This is a genomic window from Algibacter mikhailovii, from assembly GCF_014651495.1.
Taxonomy (GTDB): domain Bacteria; phylum Bacteroidota; class Bacteroidia; order Flavobacteriales; family Flavobacteriaceae; genus Algibacter_E; species Algibacter_E mikhailovii.
Map to the genome: position 1 here is coordinate 271,378 of NZ_BMWZ01000003.1, position 17,371 is coordinate 288,748.

At 35.7% G+C, this 17,371-nt stretch carries 15 protein-coding genes; 2 read left to right on the plus strand and 13 right to left on the minus strand.

Going from position 1 to position 17,371, the window contains the following annotated elements; translation table 11 throughout:
• Positions 1-3: 3 nt before the first annotated feature.
• The 11 genes from IE051_RS07285 to mraZ all read right to left on the minus strand — a co-directional run bounded on the left by IE051_RS07285 (position 4) and on the right by mraZ (position 12,162).
• A complete protein-coding gene (locus IE051_RS07285; RefSeq protein ID WP_189360127.1) occupies positions 4-723 on the minus strand; it encodes a cell division protein FtsQ/DivIB in 720 nt (239 codons plus the stop codon).
• Positions 713-2,065, minus strand: coding sequence for a UDP-N-acetylmuramate--L-alanine ligase (gene murC / locus IE051_RS07290; RefSeq protein ID WP_189360128.1), 1,353 nt, complete (start codon positions 2,063-2,065; stop codon positions 713-715). The genes IE051_RS07285 and murC overlap by 11 nt, the downstream gene beginning before the upstream one ends.
• The gene (gene murG, locus IE051_RS07295; protein ID WP_189360129.1) at positions 2,062-3,162 is read right to left on the minus strand and encodes an undecaprenyldiphospho-muramoylpentapeptide beta-N-acetylglucosaminyltransferase; all 1,101 of its coding nucleotides are present in this window, start codon (positions 3,160-3,162) and stop codon (positions 2,062-2,064) included. The genes murC and murG overlap by 4 nt, the downstream gene beginning before the upstream one ends.
• Complete coding sequence (locus tag IE051_RS07300) at positions 3,163-4,356, minus strand: FtsW/RodA/SpoVE family cell cycle protein (protein WP_189360130.1); 1,194 nt, start codon at positions 4,354-4,356, stop codon at positions 3,163-3,165.
• Between the two features lie 18 nt (positions 4,357-4,374).
• Positions 4,375-5,706: a UDP-N-acetylmuramoyl-L-alanine--D-glutamate ligase gene (gene murD, locus IE051_RS07305; protein ID WP_189360131.1), complete on the minus strand. Its 1,332-nt coding sequence runs from the start codon at positions 5,704-5,706 to the stop codon at positions 4,375-4,377.
• On the minus strand, positions 5,707-6,948 hold the full coding sequence (gene mraY, locus IE051_RS07310; RefSeq protein WP_189360132.1) for a phospho-N-acetylmuramoyl-pentapeptide-transferase: 1,242 nt from the start codon (positions 6,946-6,948) through the stop codon (positions 5,707-5,709).
• A gap of 57 nt (positions 6,949-7,005) precedes the next feature.
• On the minus strand, positions 7,006-8,469 hold the full coding sequence (locus IE051_RS07315) for a UDP-N-acetylmuramoyl-L-alanyl-D-glutamate--2,6-diaminopimelate ligase (RefSeq protein WP_189360133.1): 1,464 nt from the start codon (positions 8,467-8,469) through the stop codon (positions 7,006-7,008).
• Positions 8,466-10,427 carry a PASTA domain-containing penicillin-binding protein gene (locus IE051_RS07320; protein ID WP_189360399.1) on the minus strand — a complete coding sequence of 654 codons (1,962 nt, stop codon included), beginning with the start codon at positions 10,425-10,427 and terminating at the stop codon, positions 8,466-8,468. The genes IE051_RS07315 and IE051_RS07320 overlap by 4 nt, the downstream gene beginning before the upstream one ends.
• A gap of 63 nt (positions 10,428-10,490) precedes the next feature.
• Entirely contained in the window at positions 10,491-10,808 is a 318-nt protein-coding gene (locus IE051_RS07325) for an FtsL-like putative cell division protein (RefSeq protein ID WP_189360134.1), read from the minus strand.
• Positions 10,809-11,705 carry a 16S rRNA (cytosine(1402)-N(4))-methyltransferase RsmH gene (rsmH, locus tag IE051_RS07330; RefSeq protein ID WP_189360135.1) on the minus strand — a complete coding sequence of 299 codons (897 nt, stop codon included), beginning with the start codon at positions 11,703-11,705 and terminating at the stop codon, positions 10,809-10,811.
• Positions 11,692-12,162 carry a division/cell wall cluster transcriptional repressor MraZ gene (gene mraZ / locus IE051_RS07335; RefSeq protein WP_189360136.1) on the minus strand — a complete coding sequence of 157 codons (471 nt, stop codon included), beginning with the start codon at positions 12,160-12,162 and terminating at the stop codon, positions 11,692-11,694. Before mraZ ends, rsmH begins: the two co-directional genes overlap by 14 nt.
• Positions 12,163-12,473: 311 nt before the next feature.
• Here mraZ and IE051_RS07340 point away from each other — a divergent pair, with 311 nt between their 5' ends.
• A complete protein-coding gene (locus tag IE051_RS07340; protein ID WP_189360137.1) occupies positions 12,474-13,238 on the plus strand; it encodes an alpha/beta fold hydrolase in 765 nt (254 codons plus the stop codon).
• Positions 13,239-13,299: 61 nt separating this feature from the next.
• Positions 13,300-13,911, plus strand: coding sequence for a ribosome biogenesis GTP-binding protein YihA/YsxC (gene yihA / locus IE051_RS07345; protein WP_189360138.1), 612 nt, complete (start codon positions 13,300-13,302; stop codon positions 13,909-13,911).
• A gap of 103 nt (positions 13,912-14,014) precedes the next feature.
• Here yihA and IE051_RS07350 read toward each other — a convergent pair whose 3' ends face one another.
• Positions 14,015-15,109: an ABC transporter permease gene (locus IE051_RS07350; RefSeq protein WP_189360139.1), complete on the minus strand. Its 1,095-nt coding sequence runs from the start codon at positions 15,107-15,109 to the stop codon at positions 14,015-14,017.
• Between the two features lie 10 nt (positions 15,110-15,119).
• Positions 15,120-17,258, minus strand: a complete 2,139-nt coding sequence (locus IE051_RS07355) for a carboxy terminal-processing peptidase (RefSeq protein WP_189360400.1) — start codon at positions 17,256-17,258, stop codon at positions 15,120-15,122.
• Positions 17,259-17,371: the final 113 nt, after the last annotated feature.

The window sequence follows — 17,371 nt, forward strand, 5'->3', positions numbered from 1 at the left end:
GGCTTAAATTTTGGTACATATTACTTGGTTCTCAAACCGTAAATTCACTTTACTATACTTATTGAGTGTATTATCTTTTAAGTTTTTAAGATAAAACGCTTTTAAATTATTTACTTTTTTATCTAACAAATCAACACTTCCTAATTGCACTAAAAATTTATACTTCCTAAGTCTCAAAGCAATCGCCCCATTAACCTCTTGATGTATTTCTATAACATGTCTTTTTAAGAAGTCATCATCATTAATTTTACGTGCAACCTTATAAAGGTTTTGTAATTTGTTTTTTTCAACATAACCAGTAACTAATGGTACTCTAGCAGAATAATTTTTTGACAATGGCATAAATAAACCTTCGTCATCAATGTAATAAGATGCATTTGTACTAACTCTCGCAATTGGTGTTTTTTGCTCTATTTTAGCTTTAAGTAAACCATTTACAGCAACATACACCTCTGCAGTTTTTATCATAGGATTAGATTTGAGGGCTTTTTCTAATTCATTCAAATCTAAAGTTTCTTTGGGCACGTTTTTAACACCTCCACAATTTTGTATTAACAATTTACTAACAGTTTCATTAGTTATAAAAAGATTATTTTCACTCACAAACTCAACCTGAGGCATGGAGATCGCACGATTCGCATTCCTAGTCGTCGAAAAAGCGAATAAAACGCCTACAACGCCCAACAAAACAATCATCCTTATGTAATCCCAATTAACTCGCATTACTCAATCTTCTTTTTATATGTTGCACTTCATCCCCAATATCACCAGCCCCCATTGTTAAAATAACCTGAGCATCACTAACACTTATTTCATCCAACAATTTTTCTTTTGTCACTAACTTTTTATGCTCACAATTAACCTTACTCAACAACCATTCAGAAGTCACGCCGTCAATTGGTAGTTCTCTGGCCGGATAAATATCTAGCAATATTAGTTCATCAAACTGTGATAAACTTTTTGCAAAATCATCTATAAAGTCTCGCGTCCTAGAATACAAGTGTGGTTGAAAAACCGCAAGCACTTTTTTCTTAGGAAACATTTCTTCTATTGCGCTAAAAACAGCATTAATTGCTTCCGGATGATGCGCATAATCATCAATAAGCACAAGGTCATCTCTTTTAATTTGGTAGGTAAATCTGCGCTTAACACCGCTATAAGATGCTAAAGCTTTGGCGAGCTGTTGGTACGGGCAACCATATTCTACAGCCATCGCCAAGGCTATTAATGCATTCGACAGATTGTGTCTACCGGGTAGGTTAAATTCTAAATTTTCAAGGACCATCTTTGGTGTTTTCACATCAAAAAAATAGGTTCCTTCTTTTATTTTTATATTTTGTATTGAATAATCAGAATCATCATCAATGCCATAAGTCATACCTTCTAAGGGCAAACCGTTTCTAAAAAACAGCTTTCCGCCTGGCTTGATTCGCTTAGAGAAATCCTGAAATGATTTCTCTATTTCCGAGGCATCACCATAGATATCCAAATGATCTGCATCCATTGACGTTATACAAGCCAAATTTGGTGATAAGGTTAAAAAAGACCTATCAAATTCATCTGCCTCTACAACGGTAACCTCAGTCCCGTTAAGAATTAAATTAGAATTATAATTCTCGCTAATACCGCCTAAAAAAGCTGTTAAGGGAACATCACAAACATTCAATAAATGCCCTAAAATACTTGTTGTAGTTGTTTTTCCGTGGGTTCCAGCTACAGCTAAACAAAACGTGTTTTCAGTAATCATACCTAAAACTTTAGATCGCTTAACCACTTGAAAATTGTGAGCCATGAAATAATTCAATTCCTTATGACTTCCAGGAACAGCAGGCGTATAAACCACTAAGGTCGTATCTTTATCTAAAAAAACAGGATTAATCTGCTCAACGCTATCAACGAAATGCACAGCAATACCTAAAGTTTGTAAACTATCAGTTATTTCAGTTTGCGTTCTATCATATCCACTTACACTTTTTCCTTTTGCTTTGAAATATCGAGCCAAGGCACTCATACCAATACCTCCAATACCAATAAAATAAACGTTATGTATTTGATTTAAATTCATTTATTTTCTTTCAATATCTCTTCTATTTCGTTTGCAATTTCATCTGTTGCATCAACCAGCGCTAACTTTTTTATATTCTCCCCTAGTGATTTCTGTTTTTCACTAGATGCTACCAATTGCGAGAACTTATTTTCAAAATCCGCATCTAGATCTTCCTCCTTAATTAACATAGCCCCTTGCTTATCTACAATGGCCATAGCATTTTTTGTTTGGTGATCTTCAGCCACGTTAGGCGAAGGAATAAAAATAACTGGTTTACCTACAATGCATAATTCCGAAACGGAACTTGCTCCGGCTCTTGATATAATAAGATCCGCACTTGCATAGGCCAAATCCATAGTATTCAAAAACTCATAAACCTGAACATGCTTTGTATTGCCATAAATTTTATACTGCTGATAATAAAGCTTTCCACATTGCCATATAATCTGTACATTTTGTGCATCTAGAAAATCCAGTTTATTTTCTATCAACTGATTAATACGCCTTGACCCTAAGCTACCGCCAATAACCAATAAGGTTATTTTTTCAGGCTTTAAATGAAAAAAGGCCTTCCCTTCATCAACCTTTGCGGCAATACTTAAGAGTCCTTTTCTTACTGGGTTTCCTGTTTTTATAATCTTATCTGAAGGAAAGAAACGCTCTAACCCATCATAGGCCACACATATTTTTTTTGCTTTCTTCGCCAACAACTTATTCGTTATTCCAGGGTATGAATTTTGTTCTTGAATTAATGTAGGCACATTATTAGAAGCCGCAACGTGCAATAACGGACCACTAGCAAAACCACCTGTTCCAATAGCTATATCAGGCTTAAAAGCCTTAACAATCTGGCGGGCCTTCCAAAGGCTACTAAGTACTTTAAAAGGAAAGCTTAAATTCTTCAAGGTCAACTGACGCTGTACACCCGAAATCCACAAGCCTTCTATCTCATATCCAGCCTCTGGCACTTTCTCCATTTCCATTCTATCCTGAGCGCCAACAAATAAAATTTTAGCATCAGGAAAACGAGATTTCAACTCATTTGCAATAGCAATGGCCGGATAAATATGACCTCCTGTTCCCCCTCCTGATAATATGATATTATAGCTACTCATTTATAATGCTTCTGACAGTATTTCTAATGGATTTTCCTCTCTAATTTCTTGCTCTTTTATTTCTTCTCTTTTTGCGCTCACACTCAAAATTATCCCCACTGCCAAACAAGTCATCCAGATAGAGGTTCCTCCACTACTTATTAACGGCAGTGTTTGACCTGTAACCGGAAATAATTCTACAGCCACAGCCATATTTATTAACGCTTGAAAAACAATAGGCAAACCAACGCCAAGCACTAACAACTTACCGAATATAGTGTCAGATTTTTGTGAAACAATTACAATTCTAAATAACAACCACAAATACAGGGTCATAATCACACCGCCTCCTATTAATCCATACTCCTCAATAATTATGGCGAAAATAAAATCTGAGGATGACTGCGGTAAAAAATTCTTTTGCATGCTCTTACCGGGACCAACACCTTGAATTCCGCCTGTTGCAATAGCAATTTTAGCCTTTTCTATCTGATAATCTGCCTCTGTATCTTCAGGGTTTGAGAAGCTTTCTATACGCCCCATCCATGTATCAACCCTATTAGGCATAGCATCTGGGAAAGCCTTAGCTATCAATATAAATAATGTCAACACCAAAAGCCCTGAACCTATAATAACCGCCAAATATCTTATAGGATAACCACCGAGAAAAACCAACATCACCACCATTAAGAATATAATGGCAGCTGTAGAAAAGTTTGCCGGAAGAATCAATATCAAAACTAAAAAAACAGGCACCCAAAGTGGTAAAATAGATTCTTTAAACGACACCTCTTTATCACTAACCTTAGACATATATCGAGCGACATAAACCATGAGAACCACTGCTGCCAAAGTGGACGTTTGAAAAGACATACCAACAAAAGGAATCTGAATCCATCTGCTCGCATTAGCCCCCGCTATTGTTGTTCCTTGTAGCATTGTTAAACCTAACAACACCAAGACAATAGGAATCATTACCAAAGACAACCCCTTAAAATATCGATAAGGAATCTTATGTACACCGTACATAATAGCAAATCCCAATACAAGATGCACAAAATGTTTGATAAAAAAGGAGAAGGTGTTACCGCCTTCACCCTTATAAGCCAAATTACTGGCAGCACTATAGACGGGCAGAAATGACAAAATAGCCAATAACGCTACTATAGCCCAAATAAGCCGATCTCCCTTTATATTTTTAAATAGTGACTGCACGTATTATTAGTATTATTATTACAGTTTTCTAACCGCGTTTTTAAATTGACGTCCTCTATCTTCGTAGTTCTCAAACAAATCAAAACTGGCACAAGCAGGCGACAATAATACACTATCCCCAGCTTCAGCAATTTTATAAGCAATTTTTACAGCTTCACTCATGAACTGCGTTTCAATAATGATGTCTACCATATTTCCAAAAGTGCTCATCAATTTTTCATTATCGACACCCAAACAAATAATAGCTTTTACTTTTTCATTAACAAAAGAAAACAACTCTTGATAATCATTTCCTTTATCTACACCTCCAACAATCCAAACTGTTGGTGCATCCATACTTTCTAATGCATAATACGTAGCATTTACATTGGTCGCTTTAGAATCGTTAATATATTGCACCTTATTAATTTTAAGCACCTGCTCTAAACGATGTTCTACACCTTGAAAGTTTTCTAAACTCTCTCGAATCGTTTGTTTTCTTATTTTTAATAAATGCGCTACAGTAGAAGCTGCCATTGCATTTTTAATGTTGTGCTTTCCTTCTAATGCTAATTTTGATGTTGGCATAATTATCTCTGTATTATCTATAGTTATTTTAATATTTTCTTTATCTAAATAAGCCCCTTTTTCAATGGTTTTAATTAATGAAAATGGCAATAATGTTGATTGAACTGGATGATATTTTAAGTGATTCACGATGACTTCATCATCAGCATCATAAATCAAATAATCATCTTTTGTTTGATTCCTTGCAATTCTGAATTTAGATGCGATATAGTTTTCAAATTTATAATCATATCTATCTAAATGATCTGGAGTTATGTTAAGCAAAACAGCAATATGCGGCTTAAAACCAATACAATCATCCAACTGAAAACTGCTAATTTCAAGGACATAGTTTTCAAAATCTTCTTCATACACCTGCTTGGCAAAACTATCTCCAATATTTCCAGCCAAACCCACATTTAATTCTTGTCTCAAGATGTGATGCGTTAAGGTAGCTGTTGTTGTTTTCCCATTACTCCCTGTAATACCAACTAGGGTGGCATTAGTAAATTTTGAAGCGAATTCAATTTCAGAAAGCACTGGAATACCACATTTACGAATTTCCCTCACCAAATCTGCAGTTTCAGGAATACCGGGACTTTTCATTATGATATCAGCATTTAGAATTTTTAATTCTGTATGCCTTGTATCCTCCCATTCAATCTCATTATGTATAAGAACTTCTTTGTACTTCTCTTTTATTCCGCCTTTATCCGAAACAAAAACTTCATACCCGTTTGCTTTCGCCAAAAGCGCCGTACCAATGCCGCTTTCTCCTCCTCCAAGAACAACCAGCCTTTTCATTTATCTTATTTTCAATGTCACTATTGAAACAATCGCAAGCAATATCCCCACAATCCAAAATCTTGTAACAATTTTACTCTCATGATATCCTAGCTTCTGATAATGATGATGCAACGGTGACATTTTAAATATGCGCCTTCCTTCTCCATATTTCTTTTTAGTATATTTAAACCAACTCACCTGCATAACAACCGATAAGTTTTCTGCTAAAAAAATTCCGCAAAGCACAGGTATAAGCCACTCCTTCCTTACCGCTATAGCAATAACAGCGATAATTCCTCCAATAGTTAAACTTCCAGTATCACCCATGAAAACTTGAGCCGGATATGTATTATACCAAAGAAAACCGATAAGCGCTCCAACAAAGGCTGCGATGTAAATTGTTATTTCCTCCACACGTGGGATATACATGATATTGAGGTATTCTGAGAAAATAATATTACCCGAAACCCATGCAAAAATCCCTAAAGTAAGCACAATGATGGCAGAGGTTCCAGCCGCTAAACCATCTATTCCATCCGTCAAATTCGCCCCATTAGAAACCGCAGTAATTATGAAGATAGACACCAGAATAAAAACTATCCAAGCATATTTTTCCAGGGATGGACTGATCCATGTTATAACTTTAGCATAATCTATTTCATTTCCTTTAACAAAAGGAATGGTTGTCTTTGTTGATTTTATCTCTGCACTAAACAATTTTGAAGCTTCAAGATCTGGGTTTTCAGCTAGCAACACTTTTTGCTGCTCCAAAGGCAACTTTTCTTTCATTGTTACATCTTGGCTGAAAAACAACGTTGCTCCCACAATTACTCCCAATCCTACTTGCCCTAATACCTTAAAACGCCCTTTTAAGCCTTCTTTATCATTTTTAAACTTTTTGATATAATCATCAATAAACCCAATGGTTCCCATCCAAAGTGTTGTAACAATCAAAAGAATAATATAAATATTGTCAAGTTTTGCCAATAATAGCACAGGAATCAAAGTAGCAAGAATAATAATAACTCCTCCCATTGTTGGCGTTCCCGCCTTTTCTTTTTGCCCCTCTAAGCCTAAATCTCTTATGGTTTCACCAACTTGCTGTCGTAGTAAAAACCCAATAATTCTTTTACCATAAATAGTTGAAAATAACAGCGCAAAAATCATTGCCAAAGCCGCTCTAAAGGTTAAAAACCCAAAAAGTGACGCTCCCGGAAGCTGAAACTGTTTTTCTAAATACTCAAATAAGTAATACAACATTTAGTGTAATATTTGTTTTATTTTAAATCATTTCCTGACATCTCAGGAATGGCCCTTCTAATTTTTTAATCGCTTCAATAATTCCTTTACAATATTTAAATCATCAAAATCAAAGCGTTCACCCTTTATTTCCTGATACGTTTCATGACCTTTACCCGCAATCAAAATTATATCATGGGGTTGTGCCATTTGACAAGCCGCCTTAATAGCCTGTTTTCTATCCTCTATAGTCAATGTTTTTTTAAAGTCTTGAGGCTCTACACCTGCTTCAATCTCATTTAATATATCTTCAGGCTTCTCGCTCCGTGGGTTATCACTAGTAAAAATTACCTTAGTACTTAGTGCTGATGCAATATGTCCCATGACCGGACGTTTCGCTTTATCTCGATCACCACCACAACCTACAACCGTGATTAATTCCTCATTTTTAGTACGTATACTATTAATAGTCTCCAATACATTTTTTAATGCATCAGGCGTATGAGCATAATCAACAATAGCCGTGATTTTATCTTCAGAAACCACATATTGAAAACGCCCGCTTACACTATCTAGATCGCTTATTAAACGGAGTATCTCAACCTTTTCAAGGCCTAATAATTCTGCTACTGCATAAATAGCCAATACATTATAGGCGTTAAAACTTCCTATAAGCTTGGTCCATACTTCACTTTCATTAATTTTGAGCAATAAGCCGCTAAATTGATTTTCTAATATTTGTGACTTATAATCAGCATATTGCTTTAAAGCATATGTATATTTTTTAGCTTTGGTATTTTGAAGCATAACCAAGCCATTTTTATCATCAACATTTACCAAAGCAAAGGCATCTCCTGAAAGCGTATCAAAGAACCTTTTCTTTACATCACGATATTCTGCGAAAGTTTTATGATAATCTAAATGATCATGAGATAAGTTAGTAAAAACTCCTCCTTTAAAAGACAACCCCTCTGTACGGTTTTGATGAATACCATGCGAACTCACTTCCATAAAACAGAATTCGACTCCTTCAGCATTCATTTGACTTAAATACTTATTTATAGTGAACGAATCTGGTGTTGTATGCGTTGCTTCATATGCCTTATTATCTACCAATACTTTGACCGTAGACAACAAACCAACTTTATAGCCTGCTTTTTTGAATAACTGATACAACAAACTTGCCACCGTGGTTTTCCCATTAGTACCTGTAACGCCAATCAACTTTAAATTCTCTGATGGGTTATTATAGTAATTGGATGCTATAATAGCCAAAGCTTTACTCGAATTATCAACTTCAACATAGGTTACACCATCCACTAGGTTTTCTGGCATACTTTCGCAAACAACACTCTTGGCACCGTTTTCAACAGCCTTATTAATAAAATCATGACCGTCAGAAACCACTCCCCTATTAGCAACAAATAAATCACCTTCCATGATTTTTCGACTATCAAAATCAACCATACGCACGTTAACCGTTGTATTTCCTACAACTGCATTTATGGTTACTTTGTATAGTATATCTTTTAATGCTTTCATGAGGCTCTTAAGACTACAGTTTGATTTGACTTTAATTTTTTATTCTTATTAATGGATTGCGCCTTCACTATACCATGTCCTTCCAACTTAACATTTAGATCCACTTGCATGTTCTCCAATAACACGATAGCATCCATAGCCGGCATGCCTATTAAGTTTGGCATAATAGTCTTATAGGTTTGTGCCGTATGATAAAAATTTTCATAATCTTCATTAACATCAACTGCTTGAACCTCTAAAGACGCCACCTCATCAACCAAAGGCGTATCTGTGTATATTTTTTTCGCTACACGTTTAAAAACAGGACCAGACACGTCTGCACCATAATAACCGATACCTTTTTCAGGTTCATGAATAACCACAATACATGAATACTTTGGATTTTCAGCAGGAAAATACCCTGCAAACGAAGAAATATAATTCAACTTTTCTTTATCCCTGTAATCCTTTTGACAAGTCCCCGTTTTACCAGCCATTGAAAAGTTTTTTGCATACAACCTATGCCCTGTACCATGATCTTTTTCCACTACATTTTTTAACAGGGCTTGCAACTTTCCTATAGTTTCTTTTGAACAGATTTGCTCATTAATAACCACTCTCTCAAAAGGCTCTACTACCTTATCAAACTCCTTAACCTCCCTTAAAAATCGTGGCCTAACCATTACGCCATCATTAGCAACAGCATTATAAAACGTGAGCGTTTGCAATGGCGTAAAAGAAACTCCATAGCCATATGCCATCCACTGTAAAGCTATACCACTCCAACGTCCATTTTTAACCCTAGGGTCCGGTATAATTGGAACTGGCTCACCTATTATAGGCAAACTCAAGCTATCGTTTAAATTCATCTCATACAACCTATCAATAAATTTTTCAGGTTGTTTTCTATATCCTTGATCAATCACCTTAACAATACCAGTATTAGAGGATACCTCAAAAGCTTTTGAAACCGTTATCTTTCCGTAACCGCCACGTTTTGAATCACGAACTTTTTTACCATAAAAACTTAAAACACCCTTTTCCGTATCTACAACATCACTGGTATCAACAACCTTATCTTCAAAAGCTGCAGCCAAAGCCATCAGCTTAAATGTTGAGCCAGACTCATGACTTTCTCCAACAGCATAATTTAAACGCTCATAATAATGTCCGTTTTTATTTCTTCCCAAATTAGAAATCGCCCTTATCTCACCGGTCTTGGTCTCCATAACCACCACGCAGCCATGGTCTGCTCTATATTTTTCCAATTGTTCTAAAAGTGCATGATGCGCTATATCTTGAATGTTCACATCAATTGTAGTATACACATCATACCCATCTTTAGGCTCAATTTCGTTTGCATCACTTAAAGGCTTCCATTGCCCCTTCCCTATTTGCTGTTTTTTGCGTTGCCCATCAACCCCACGCAAATATTTTACGCCAAAAGCTCCATCAATCCCTGGCCTAGTAATATTACCTTGATCATCAATCCGCTCATACCCTATTGTTCTTTGAGCTATTCCACCCATAGGATGTTCGCGCTTAGTAGTTTGCTCTACAATCAAGCCACCTTTAAAAGCACCTAAACTTAGTAATGGAAAATTGCGAATACGCATATAATCAGAATACCCAATATTTCTTGCTAACAAATAATATCTGTTTCTGTTTATTCTTGCCCGACGAAGGTCTTTTTCTAATGTATGTGAAGCTTTGCCTGTATACAAAGACAATGAATCACATAGTGGTTTTACATACTTTTCAAACCTTACAGATGAAGGCGTCAAAGCATCAAAGCGAATATCGTATCTCGGAATAGATGTAGCCAAAAGATTGCCATGCACCGAATATACATTGCCGCGATTTGCCGGAATCACAACATCCTTAACAACGCGTTCTGTTGCCAGGGCCTTGTATTTTTCACCTTGAAGAAACTGAATGCTCAATAACTTAAAAACAACAGCAATTCCAAATATGAACATGCAGCCTGCCACAAAATACAAACGATTCAATATGTTTTTATCATCTACAGCCAATGTTACCTGCTAATTTTGAGTTTTCACTTTTATTTTTTGTGGTGGGTTTTCTGAGACCACCAACCCTTTTTCTTGCATTTCTTTTACCACATGCGATTCCATTTTCAACATCATCAACTTAGACCGGCCATCTACAAAAGCCGAACGCATTTCTTTAACTTCATTTTTTAAGCGCGCTACTTCATACACCTTTTTATCAGCACTATGCGAACTAGCAATCATCACCAAAGCCAATCCTGAGATAAACAGTATAAAGCGCCAATTTTTAAATGCGTCATCACTAACTAAAAAAGTCCCCTTTAATATGTTATAAATATTACGCTTCATCTATAGTTTCTCTGCAATCCTTAGCTTTGCACTTCTAGCTCTATTGTTTTGTTTTATTTCTTCTGCAGACGGCACAATTAAACCATTTACTTTCTTCAATGGCACCTCAAAATTGCCAAACATATCGCGCTCTGGCTCCCCTTCAAACAAGCCATTTCTAATAAACCGTTTCACCAACCTATCTTCAAGAGAATGATATGATATAAAGCTTAACCGCCCTCCTTTTTCCAGCAATTGCGGCGTTTGCAATAAAAACTCTTTTAAAGCCTCTATTTCTTGATTAACCTCGATTCTTATGGCTTGATAAATTTGCGCCAACACTTTATTTTCATGACGTGGCGGCAAAAATTTTCTCAATACTGTTTTCAATTGCTCACTAGTTACAATAGGCTCATGCTCTCTATACTCCACTATTAACCTAGCCATTGCAGGAGCAGCACGCAACTCACCATACTGCAAAAGCACCTGCTTTAATTGCTCTTCCTTATACTCATTAACAACATGAAAAGCAGATAGTTTGTTTTGTCGATTCATTCGCATATCTAAATCAGCCTCAAAACGCGTTGAAAACCCACGCTCCGCAACATCAAATTGATGCGATGACACGCCAAAATCAGCAAGAATACCATCCACCTTCTTAACCCCATGAAATCTTAAAAAACGTTTGATATATCTGAAGTTTTCATGAATTAAAACAAACCTATCATCATCAATTTCATTCCTTAACGCATCAGCATCCTGGTCAAAAGCAAACAACCTGCCTTTTTCACCCAACCTACTCAACATTTCTTTACTATGACCTCCACCACCAAAAGTGACATCCACATAAACGCCATCAGGATCAATAGCCAAGCCATCAACCGTTTCTTTTAACAATACAGGGTTATGATATTCCATGGTCGTCATCGTCTTGTCCCATTACCTCTTCAGCTAAATCTGCAAAATCAACCGCAGCATCATCAATAGCTTGTTCATACAAATCTTTATCCCAAATTTCAATAATATTGATAGCAGAAGCCACTACAATATTTTTAGAAATATCAGCAAAAACCGTCAAGTCCTTCGGAATCAGTAACCGCCCATTAGCATCTACCTCTACTATTTTTGCTCCAGCGGTAAACCGTCTGATAAAATCATTATTCTTTTTCTTAAACTTGTTCAACTTGTTCATTTTCTGCATCAAAACCTGCCACTCTCTCATAGGATAAAGCTCTAAGCATTTTTGAAAAACTGAACGTCGAACCACAAAACCCTCTTGCAACACTGACGACAACTGCTTTTTGATAGCGACGGGCATCATTAATCGACCCTTCACATCAACTTTACAATCGTATGTCCCTGTTATTAAGCTCAAAGCAGTTTGTTGGAAATAATTAGTTTACTTTTCAAATATATCGAAAATTTTACCACATTTTACCACTTAATACCACTTTGTTAATAAATTTTCGACTAAATAGGTTTTTAGACCGATTTAAAACAGGCCCGTTCAACGAGAGCGCTATCTTCCACCAAACGAAACACTTCTGTATGTGAGATTAGGATTGTTAACATCTTAATATTAATATTCCCAATTACAGCTATATGATTTTGCTTTGAAAAGAATTATTATAGTGGAAATATCAATGAAATACCTATATTTGTTTTGAACGACTGACTAATTAATGAATGGCGCATAGTTTAAAAAAAGAAAAAAAATATAGCTATATTGAGGCTGGTGAAGGCACACCCATAATCATTTTACATGGTCTTATGGGAGGTCTAAGTAACTTTGATTCTGTTACTGATTTTTTTAGTGCAAAAGGATATAAAGTTCTTATTCCCGAACTACCTATATACACCATGTCTTTATTGAAAACCAACGTAAAGAGTTTTGCGAAATACCTGCATGATTTTATAGTTTTCAAGGGCTATAAGGAAGTTATAATATTAGGAAATTCATTAGGTGGTCATATTGGATTATACCACACTAAAATGTACCCTGACACTGTAAAAGCTCTTATTATTACAGGAAGTTCTGGATTGTACGAAAGCGCCATGGGAGGTGGATACACCAAGAGGAGCGATTATGAGGTTATAAAAAAGAAAGCACAAGATGTTTTTTATGACCCCGCGGTTGCCACTAAGGAGATTGTTGACGAAGTTTACGAAACGGTTAACGACCGACACAAACTAATTAAAACGTTAGCCATTGCCAAGAGTGCGATTAGACATAATATGGCTAAAGATTTACCAAAAATGAAAAATCCAACCTGCATCATTTGGGGCAAAAACGATAATGTAACTCCCCCGGAAGTTGCTGAAGAATTCAATGAACTTTTACCTGACTCTGAATTGCATTGGATAGACAAATGCGGCCATGCGGCCATGATGGAACACCCAGATGAGTTTAATAAAATCATGAATACATGGTTAGAAAAAAGAGGATTTTAAAACCCTACTAAAAGTCACCTCTTTATATACAATCTCTTCTATAAACCTAATGATCTGAGTTATGAAAATTAAATCTGCTGAATTTGTTGTTAGCAATTCTGATGTCGCTAAATGCCCAAAAAGCAGATTACCGGAATATGCTTTTATTGGTAGAAGTAATGTTGGTAAATCTTCATTAATCAACATGCTAACCAGCCGTAAAAGTTTAGCAAAAACCTCAGGAAAACCAGGAAAGACACAACTTATAAACCATTTTTTAATTAATAAGAATTGGCATTTGGTTGATTTACCTGGATACGGTTATGCACGAGTTTCCAAAAGCTCAAAAAAAGTTTTTCAAAAATTTATAACCCAATATTTTGGCTTACGAGAACAACTCGTTACCGCATTTGTACTTGTTGACATAAGACACACCCCACAACCTATTGATTTAGAATTTATGCAATGGTTAGGAGAAAACGGCATACCGTTTTCAATAATTTTCACAAAAGCCGATAAATTAAAACCTAATGCCATCACAAAGCATATTGAAGACTACAAAACCATTCTATTAGAAACGTGGGAAGATATGCCTAACCACTTCATTACATCCTCATCTAAGAGCATTGGAAAAGATGACGTTCTAGAATACATTGATGAACTAAATGGAAATATGGATTTAAATCAAAACTAATACCTCCATAAAATACACGAGTTCAGCAAGCCATTGCAAAACAAGCAACATTGAGAACTATTAATTAAGCTTGATATGAGCAATGTAATCATCCAGCACAAGATTAATTCTTCACATCTAAAGCGTCCCGCAAGGCATTACCAATCAACATAAAGGCCATCACTAAAATCATTATACAGAGCCCGGGTATTATAGCTAAATAGGGTTTTCCTAGAATTATATAATTGTAGTGATCTTTTATCATAGCCCCCCAACTAGCCATAGGAGGTTGAGCACCAATACCTAAAAAGCTTAACCCACTTTCAATTAAAATAGCTGCTGCAAAATTAGCTGCAGAAATCACAATTAAAGGCGCCATAATATTCGGTAAAATATGCTTTACAATAATCCTATAATCCGTGTAGCCTAATGCTCTTGCTGCAGTAACATATTGCATTTCTTTAGTACTGATTATTTGACCGCGTACTATTCTGGCCACCTCAACCCACATGGTTAAACCAACCGCAATAAAAACTTGCCAAAACCCCTTACCTAAAGCTAAAGTAATGGCGATGACTAAGAGTAACGTAGGGATAGACCAAGTTACATTAATCACCCACATGATAACTGCATCCACTTTACCGCCAAAATACCCCGCTGCACTCCCCATTAACAGACCAATAAGAAGTGAAATAAATACCGCTACAAAACCAATAAAAAAGGAGATACGCGCACCAACCAAAACACGACTTAACAAATCGCGACCGTATTTATCGGTACCAAACAAAAATGTTCTTTCTACGATAAACCCTTCAACAGACTGGTTTGGAAATATTGAAAGTTCAATTGTTTTCTCAGCACCCTCTATGCCATCCGCAGCATATTCTTGATAGATCAAAACACCATCCTCAACACTAAAATCAGAAATTGGAACTTCAGTATTTGTATTTTTTTTTCCAAACAGAATAGCGTCTAGCCCCCCTTGCTCCTCTTTTCTATCTGAAGGAATCGTTAGCATATCTATAGAAAATCCGGGTTTTTTAGAATGAATCGCTAAATGCATTTGGTTTGCATGCTGGGTATTATCTGGAGCGAAGATGTAAGCAAAAACAGCAATAAACCCAACAAAAATGATGAAGCAAAAACTAAAAACGCCCCAAAAGTTTTTTTTAAACTTTTGGAGCGCTAACCCTCTTAATGAGTTTGATTTATGACTCATAAATTTTTTATTACTTCTTAACAGTAGAAGCCACTTTTTTAATTCTATAAGAAACTTTTAAATCCTCTAACACATTAAGCGCCTCTTCAATGTACACATCTTGACTTAGACTTTGATGCCATCTTTCACGCTTTTCCTTTAAATCTGTAGTATCTTGTTCAAAAAGTGCTTTCTCGTAACTAGTAGAATCAAAAGTTAAATTGGTTTTATAATCTGAAATGGCATCAAACTGCTTTGACTCCTCCTCATTTAACTCGTTTTGAGCACTATACTTTTCATAATTTAAAGAAAACACCGTTTCATCAATCTTGCCTTTAACCCACTTCGCATTTTTATCAATTAATTTTAATTGCTCGTTATTACTCATTCGGGTTTTGCTTCTCGCCACAGTTGCATCATAGTCAAAGTAATCCTCCCAAGGCGTATAATCGGCAGCATCAATTTCATCCCATGGTAATGGATTTCCTTTGTCCTTCTCACCAACATCAATATAGGTAAAACGTCCGGGTACTTCTACATCACTTTTCACTCCTTCTAATTGAACGGATCCACCATTAACTCTATAATACTTTTGAGTGGTTAAGGCTAGAGCTCCTAAGTCGCCGCTCGTATTATTTCTCAACATATTATTCAAATTAATCACATTTTGAACTGTCCCTTTACCATAAGTCTGCTTACTCCCTATTATTATGGCACGCTTATAATCTTGCATAGCGGCAGCCATAATTTCAGACGCTGATGCTGAAATTTCATTTACTAGAATCACCAAAGGCCCATCCCAAGCAATACTCTTATCTCTGTCTTTTAAAACCTCTTTTGACTCTCCTGTTGAACGCACTTGTACCACTGGTCCATCTTCAATAAACAAACCTGCCATATCTACAACCGTAGGTAAAGATCCGCCACCATTATTACGTAAATCTAGCACCAATCCTTCAATACCTTCATTTTTCAAGTAGTCAATTTCCTTTTTCACATCTTTCGCAGCGTTGACATTTTTATAATCTTCAAAATCAACATAAAAGGCAGGTAAATTTATAACGCCATATTTTTCACTATCCTTTTCAACTACAGAAGATTTAGCATAAGTTTCCATTAACTCAACCACATCCCTAGTAATAACAACGTCTTTAAGACTACCATCTACTTTTTTAACAGTTAAGGTAACTTTCGTGCCTTTAGGCCCCTTGATATATTTTATAGCATCACTAATGCGCATCCCCACAATATTCACTGGAAATTCTTCATTCTCTTGTTTAACTTTCAAGATAATATCCTCAACTTCTAGCTCCTTACTACGCCATGCCGGACCACCAGAAATCAATTCTACAATCTTTATGTAGTCCATGCGTTTTTGCAATCTCGCACCTATACCTTCTAATTTACCTGACATACGCTGGTCAAAATCTTCTTTATTTCTAGGTGCTAAGTAGTAAGTATGCGGGTCATATTCTTCAACTATCGTGTTCACAAATAAGGCAAACCAATCTTCACGTTTTAAATCATCAATACTATCATTAAAATAAATATCAATAGATTTTAATGTCGCCTCCCTAGCTTCAACTTCCATAACCTCTTTGGTCTTCATTACATATTCAGGATCTTTTTCTTTAGCAAGCTTTTCTTCCTTAAACAGGTCGTCATAATTAGAAATTGTAGAAAACTTTAGTTGCTTTCTCCACCTGTCTTTCATTTGCTTTTTATTCTTAACAAACTCACTATTCTCATAATTGGTATCAAAAGATTCGTCTAAAGTATAATCAAAAGGTTCAGCTAACACTTCTCTATAAATCTCTTTTGCACCTTCAATTCGTTCAAGCATGCGTTCATTTACAATATTGAAAAAAGTAATATCTGTATCCTTTAATTGATCATCAATTTCTAACTTATACTTTTCAAAATCCTTAATATCTGATTGATAAAAATAACGTTTTACGGGATCAAGAATTTCAATATAATCGTTGAACAATTCCTCTGAAAATGAATCATCCATTGAAATCGGGTCAAAATGTCCCTGTTCTAAAACAAACGTTATAATCTGAATTAGAAGCTTATCTTTATCCGGGTTGCTAAATTTTTTCGTAGTAAAACTACATGACGCAAATGCTAGGAGTAGCAAAAGTGACAGTACTTTATAATTCCTTCTCATAATATTTTTCATCTATACAAATTTGTTCACTTCTAAAAGCGCAACTTATTTTTCACTAAAATAAAGAAAAAACCATGCCATAACAGGGAATTGCTACTAATTTTTTGTTAAAC

Coding starts and splice junctions, on each gene's coding strand:
- IE051_RS07285 (WP_189360127.1), bottom strand. CDS start 723: ATGCGAGTTAATTGGGATTACATAAGGATGATTGTTTTGTTGGGCGTT.
- murC (WP_189360128.1), bottom strand. CDS start 2,065: ATGAATTTAAATCAAATACATAACGTTTATTTTATTGGTATTGGAGGT.
- murG (WP_189360129.1), bottom strand. CDS start 3,162: ATGAGTAGCTATAATATCATATTATCAGGAGGGGGAACAGGAGGTCAT.
- murD (WP_189360131.1), bottom strand. CDS start 5,706: ATGAAAAGGCTGGTTGTTCTTGGAGGAGGAGAAAGCGGCATTGGTACG.
- mraY (WP_189360132.1), bottom strand. CDS start 6,948: ATGTTGTATTACTTATTTGAGTATTTAGAAAAACAGTTTCAGCTTCCG.
- IE051_RS07315 (WP_189360133.1), bottom strand. CDS start 8,469: ATGAAAGCATTAAAAGATATACTATACAAAGTAACCATAAATGCAGTT.
- IE051_RS07320 (WP_189360399.1), bottom strand. CDS start 10,427: ATGTTCATATTTGGAATTGCTGTTGTTTTTAAGTTATTGAGCATTCAG.
- IE051_RS07325 (WP_189360134.1), bottom strand. CDS start 10,808: ATGAAGCGTAATATTTATAACATATTAAAGGGGACTTTTTTAGTTAGT.
- rsmH (WP_189360135.1), bottom strand. CDS start 11,705: ATGGAATATCATAACCCTGTATTGTTAAAAGAAACGGTTGATGGCTTG.
- IE051_RS07340 (WP_189360137.1), top strand. CDS start 12,474: ATGGCGCATAGTTTAAAAAAAGAAAAAAAATATAGCTATATTGAGGCT.
- yihA (WP_189360138.1), top strand. CDS start 13,300: ATGAAAATTAAATCTGCTGAATTTGTTGTTAGCAATTCTGATGTCGCT.
- IE051_RS07350 (WP_189360139.1), bottom strand. CDS start 15,109: ATGAGTCATAAATCAAACTCATTAAGAGGGTTAGCGCTCCAAAAGTTT.
- IE051_RS07355 (WP_189360400.1), bottom strand. CDS start 17,258: ATGAGAAGGAATTATAAAGTACTGTCACTTTTGCTACTCCTAGCATTT.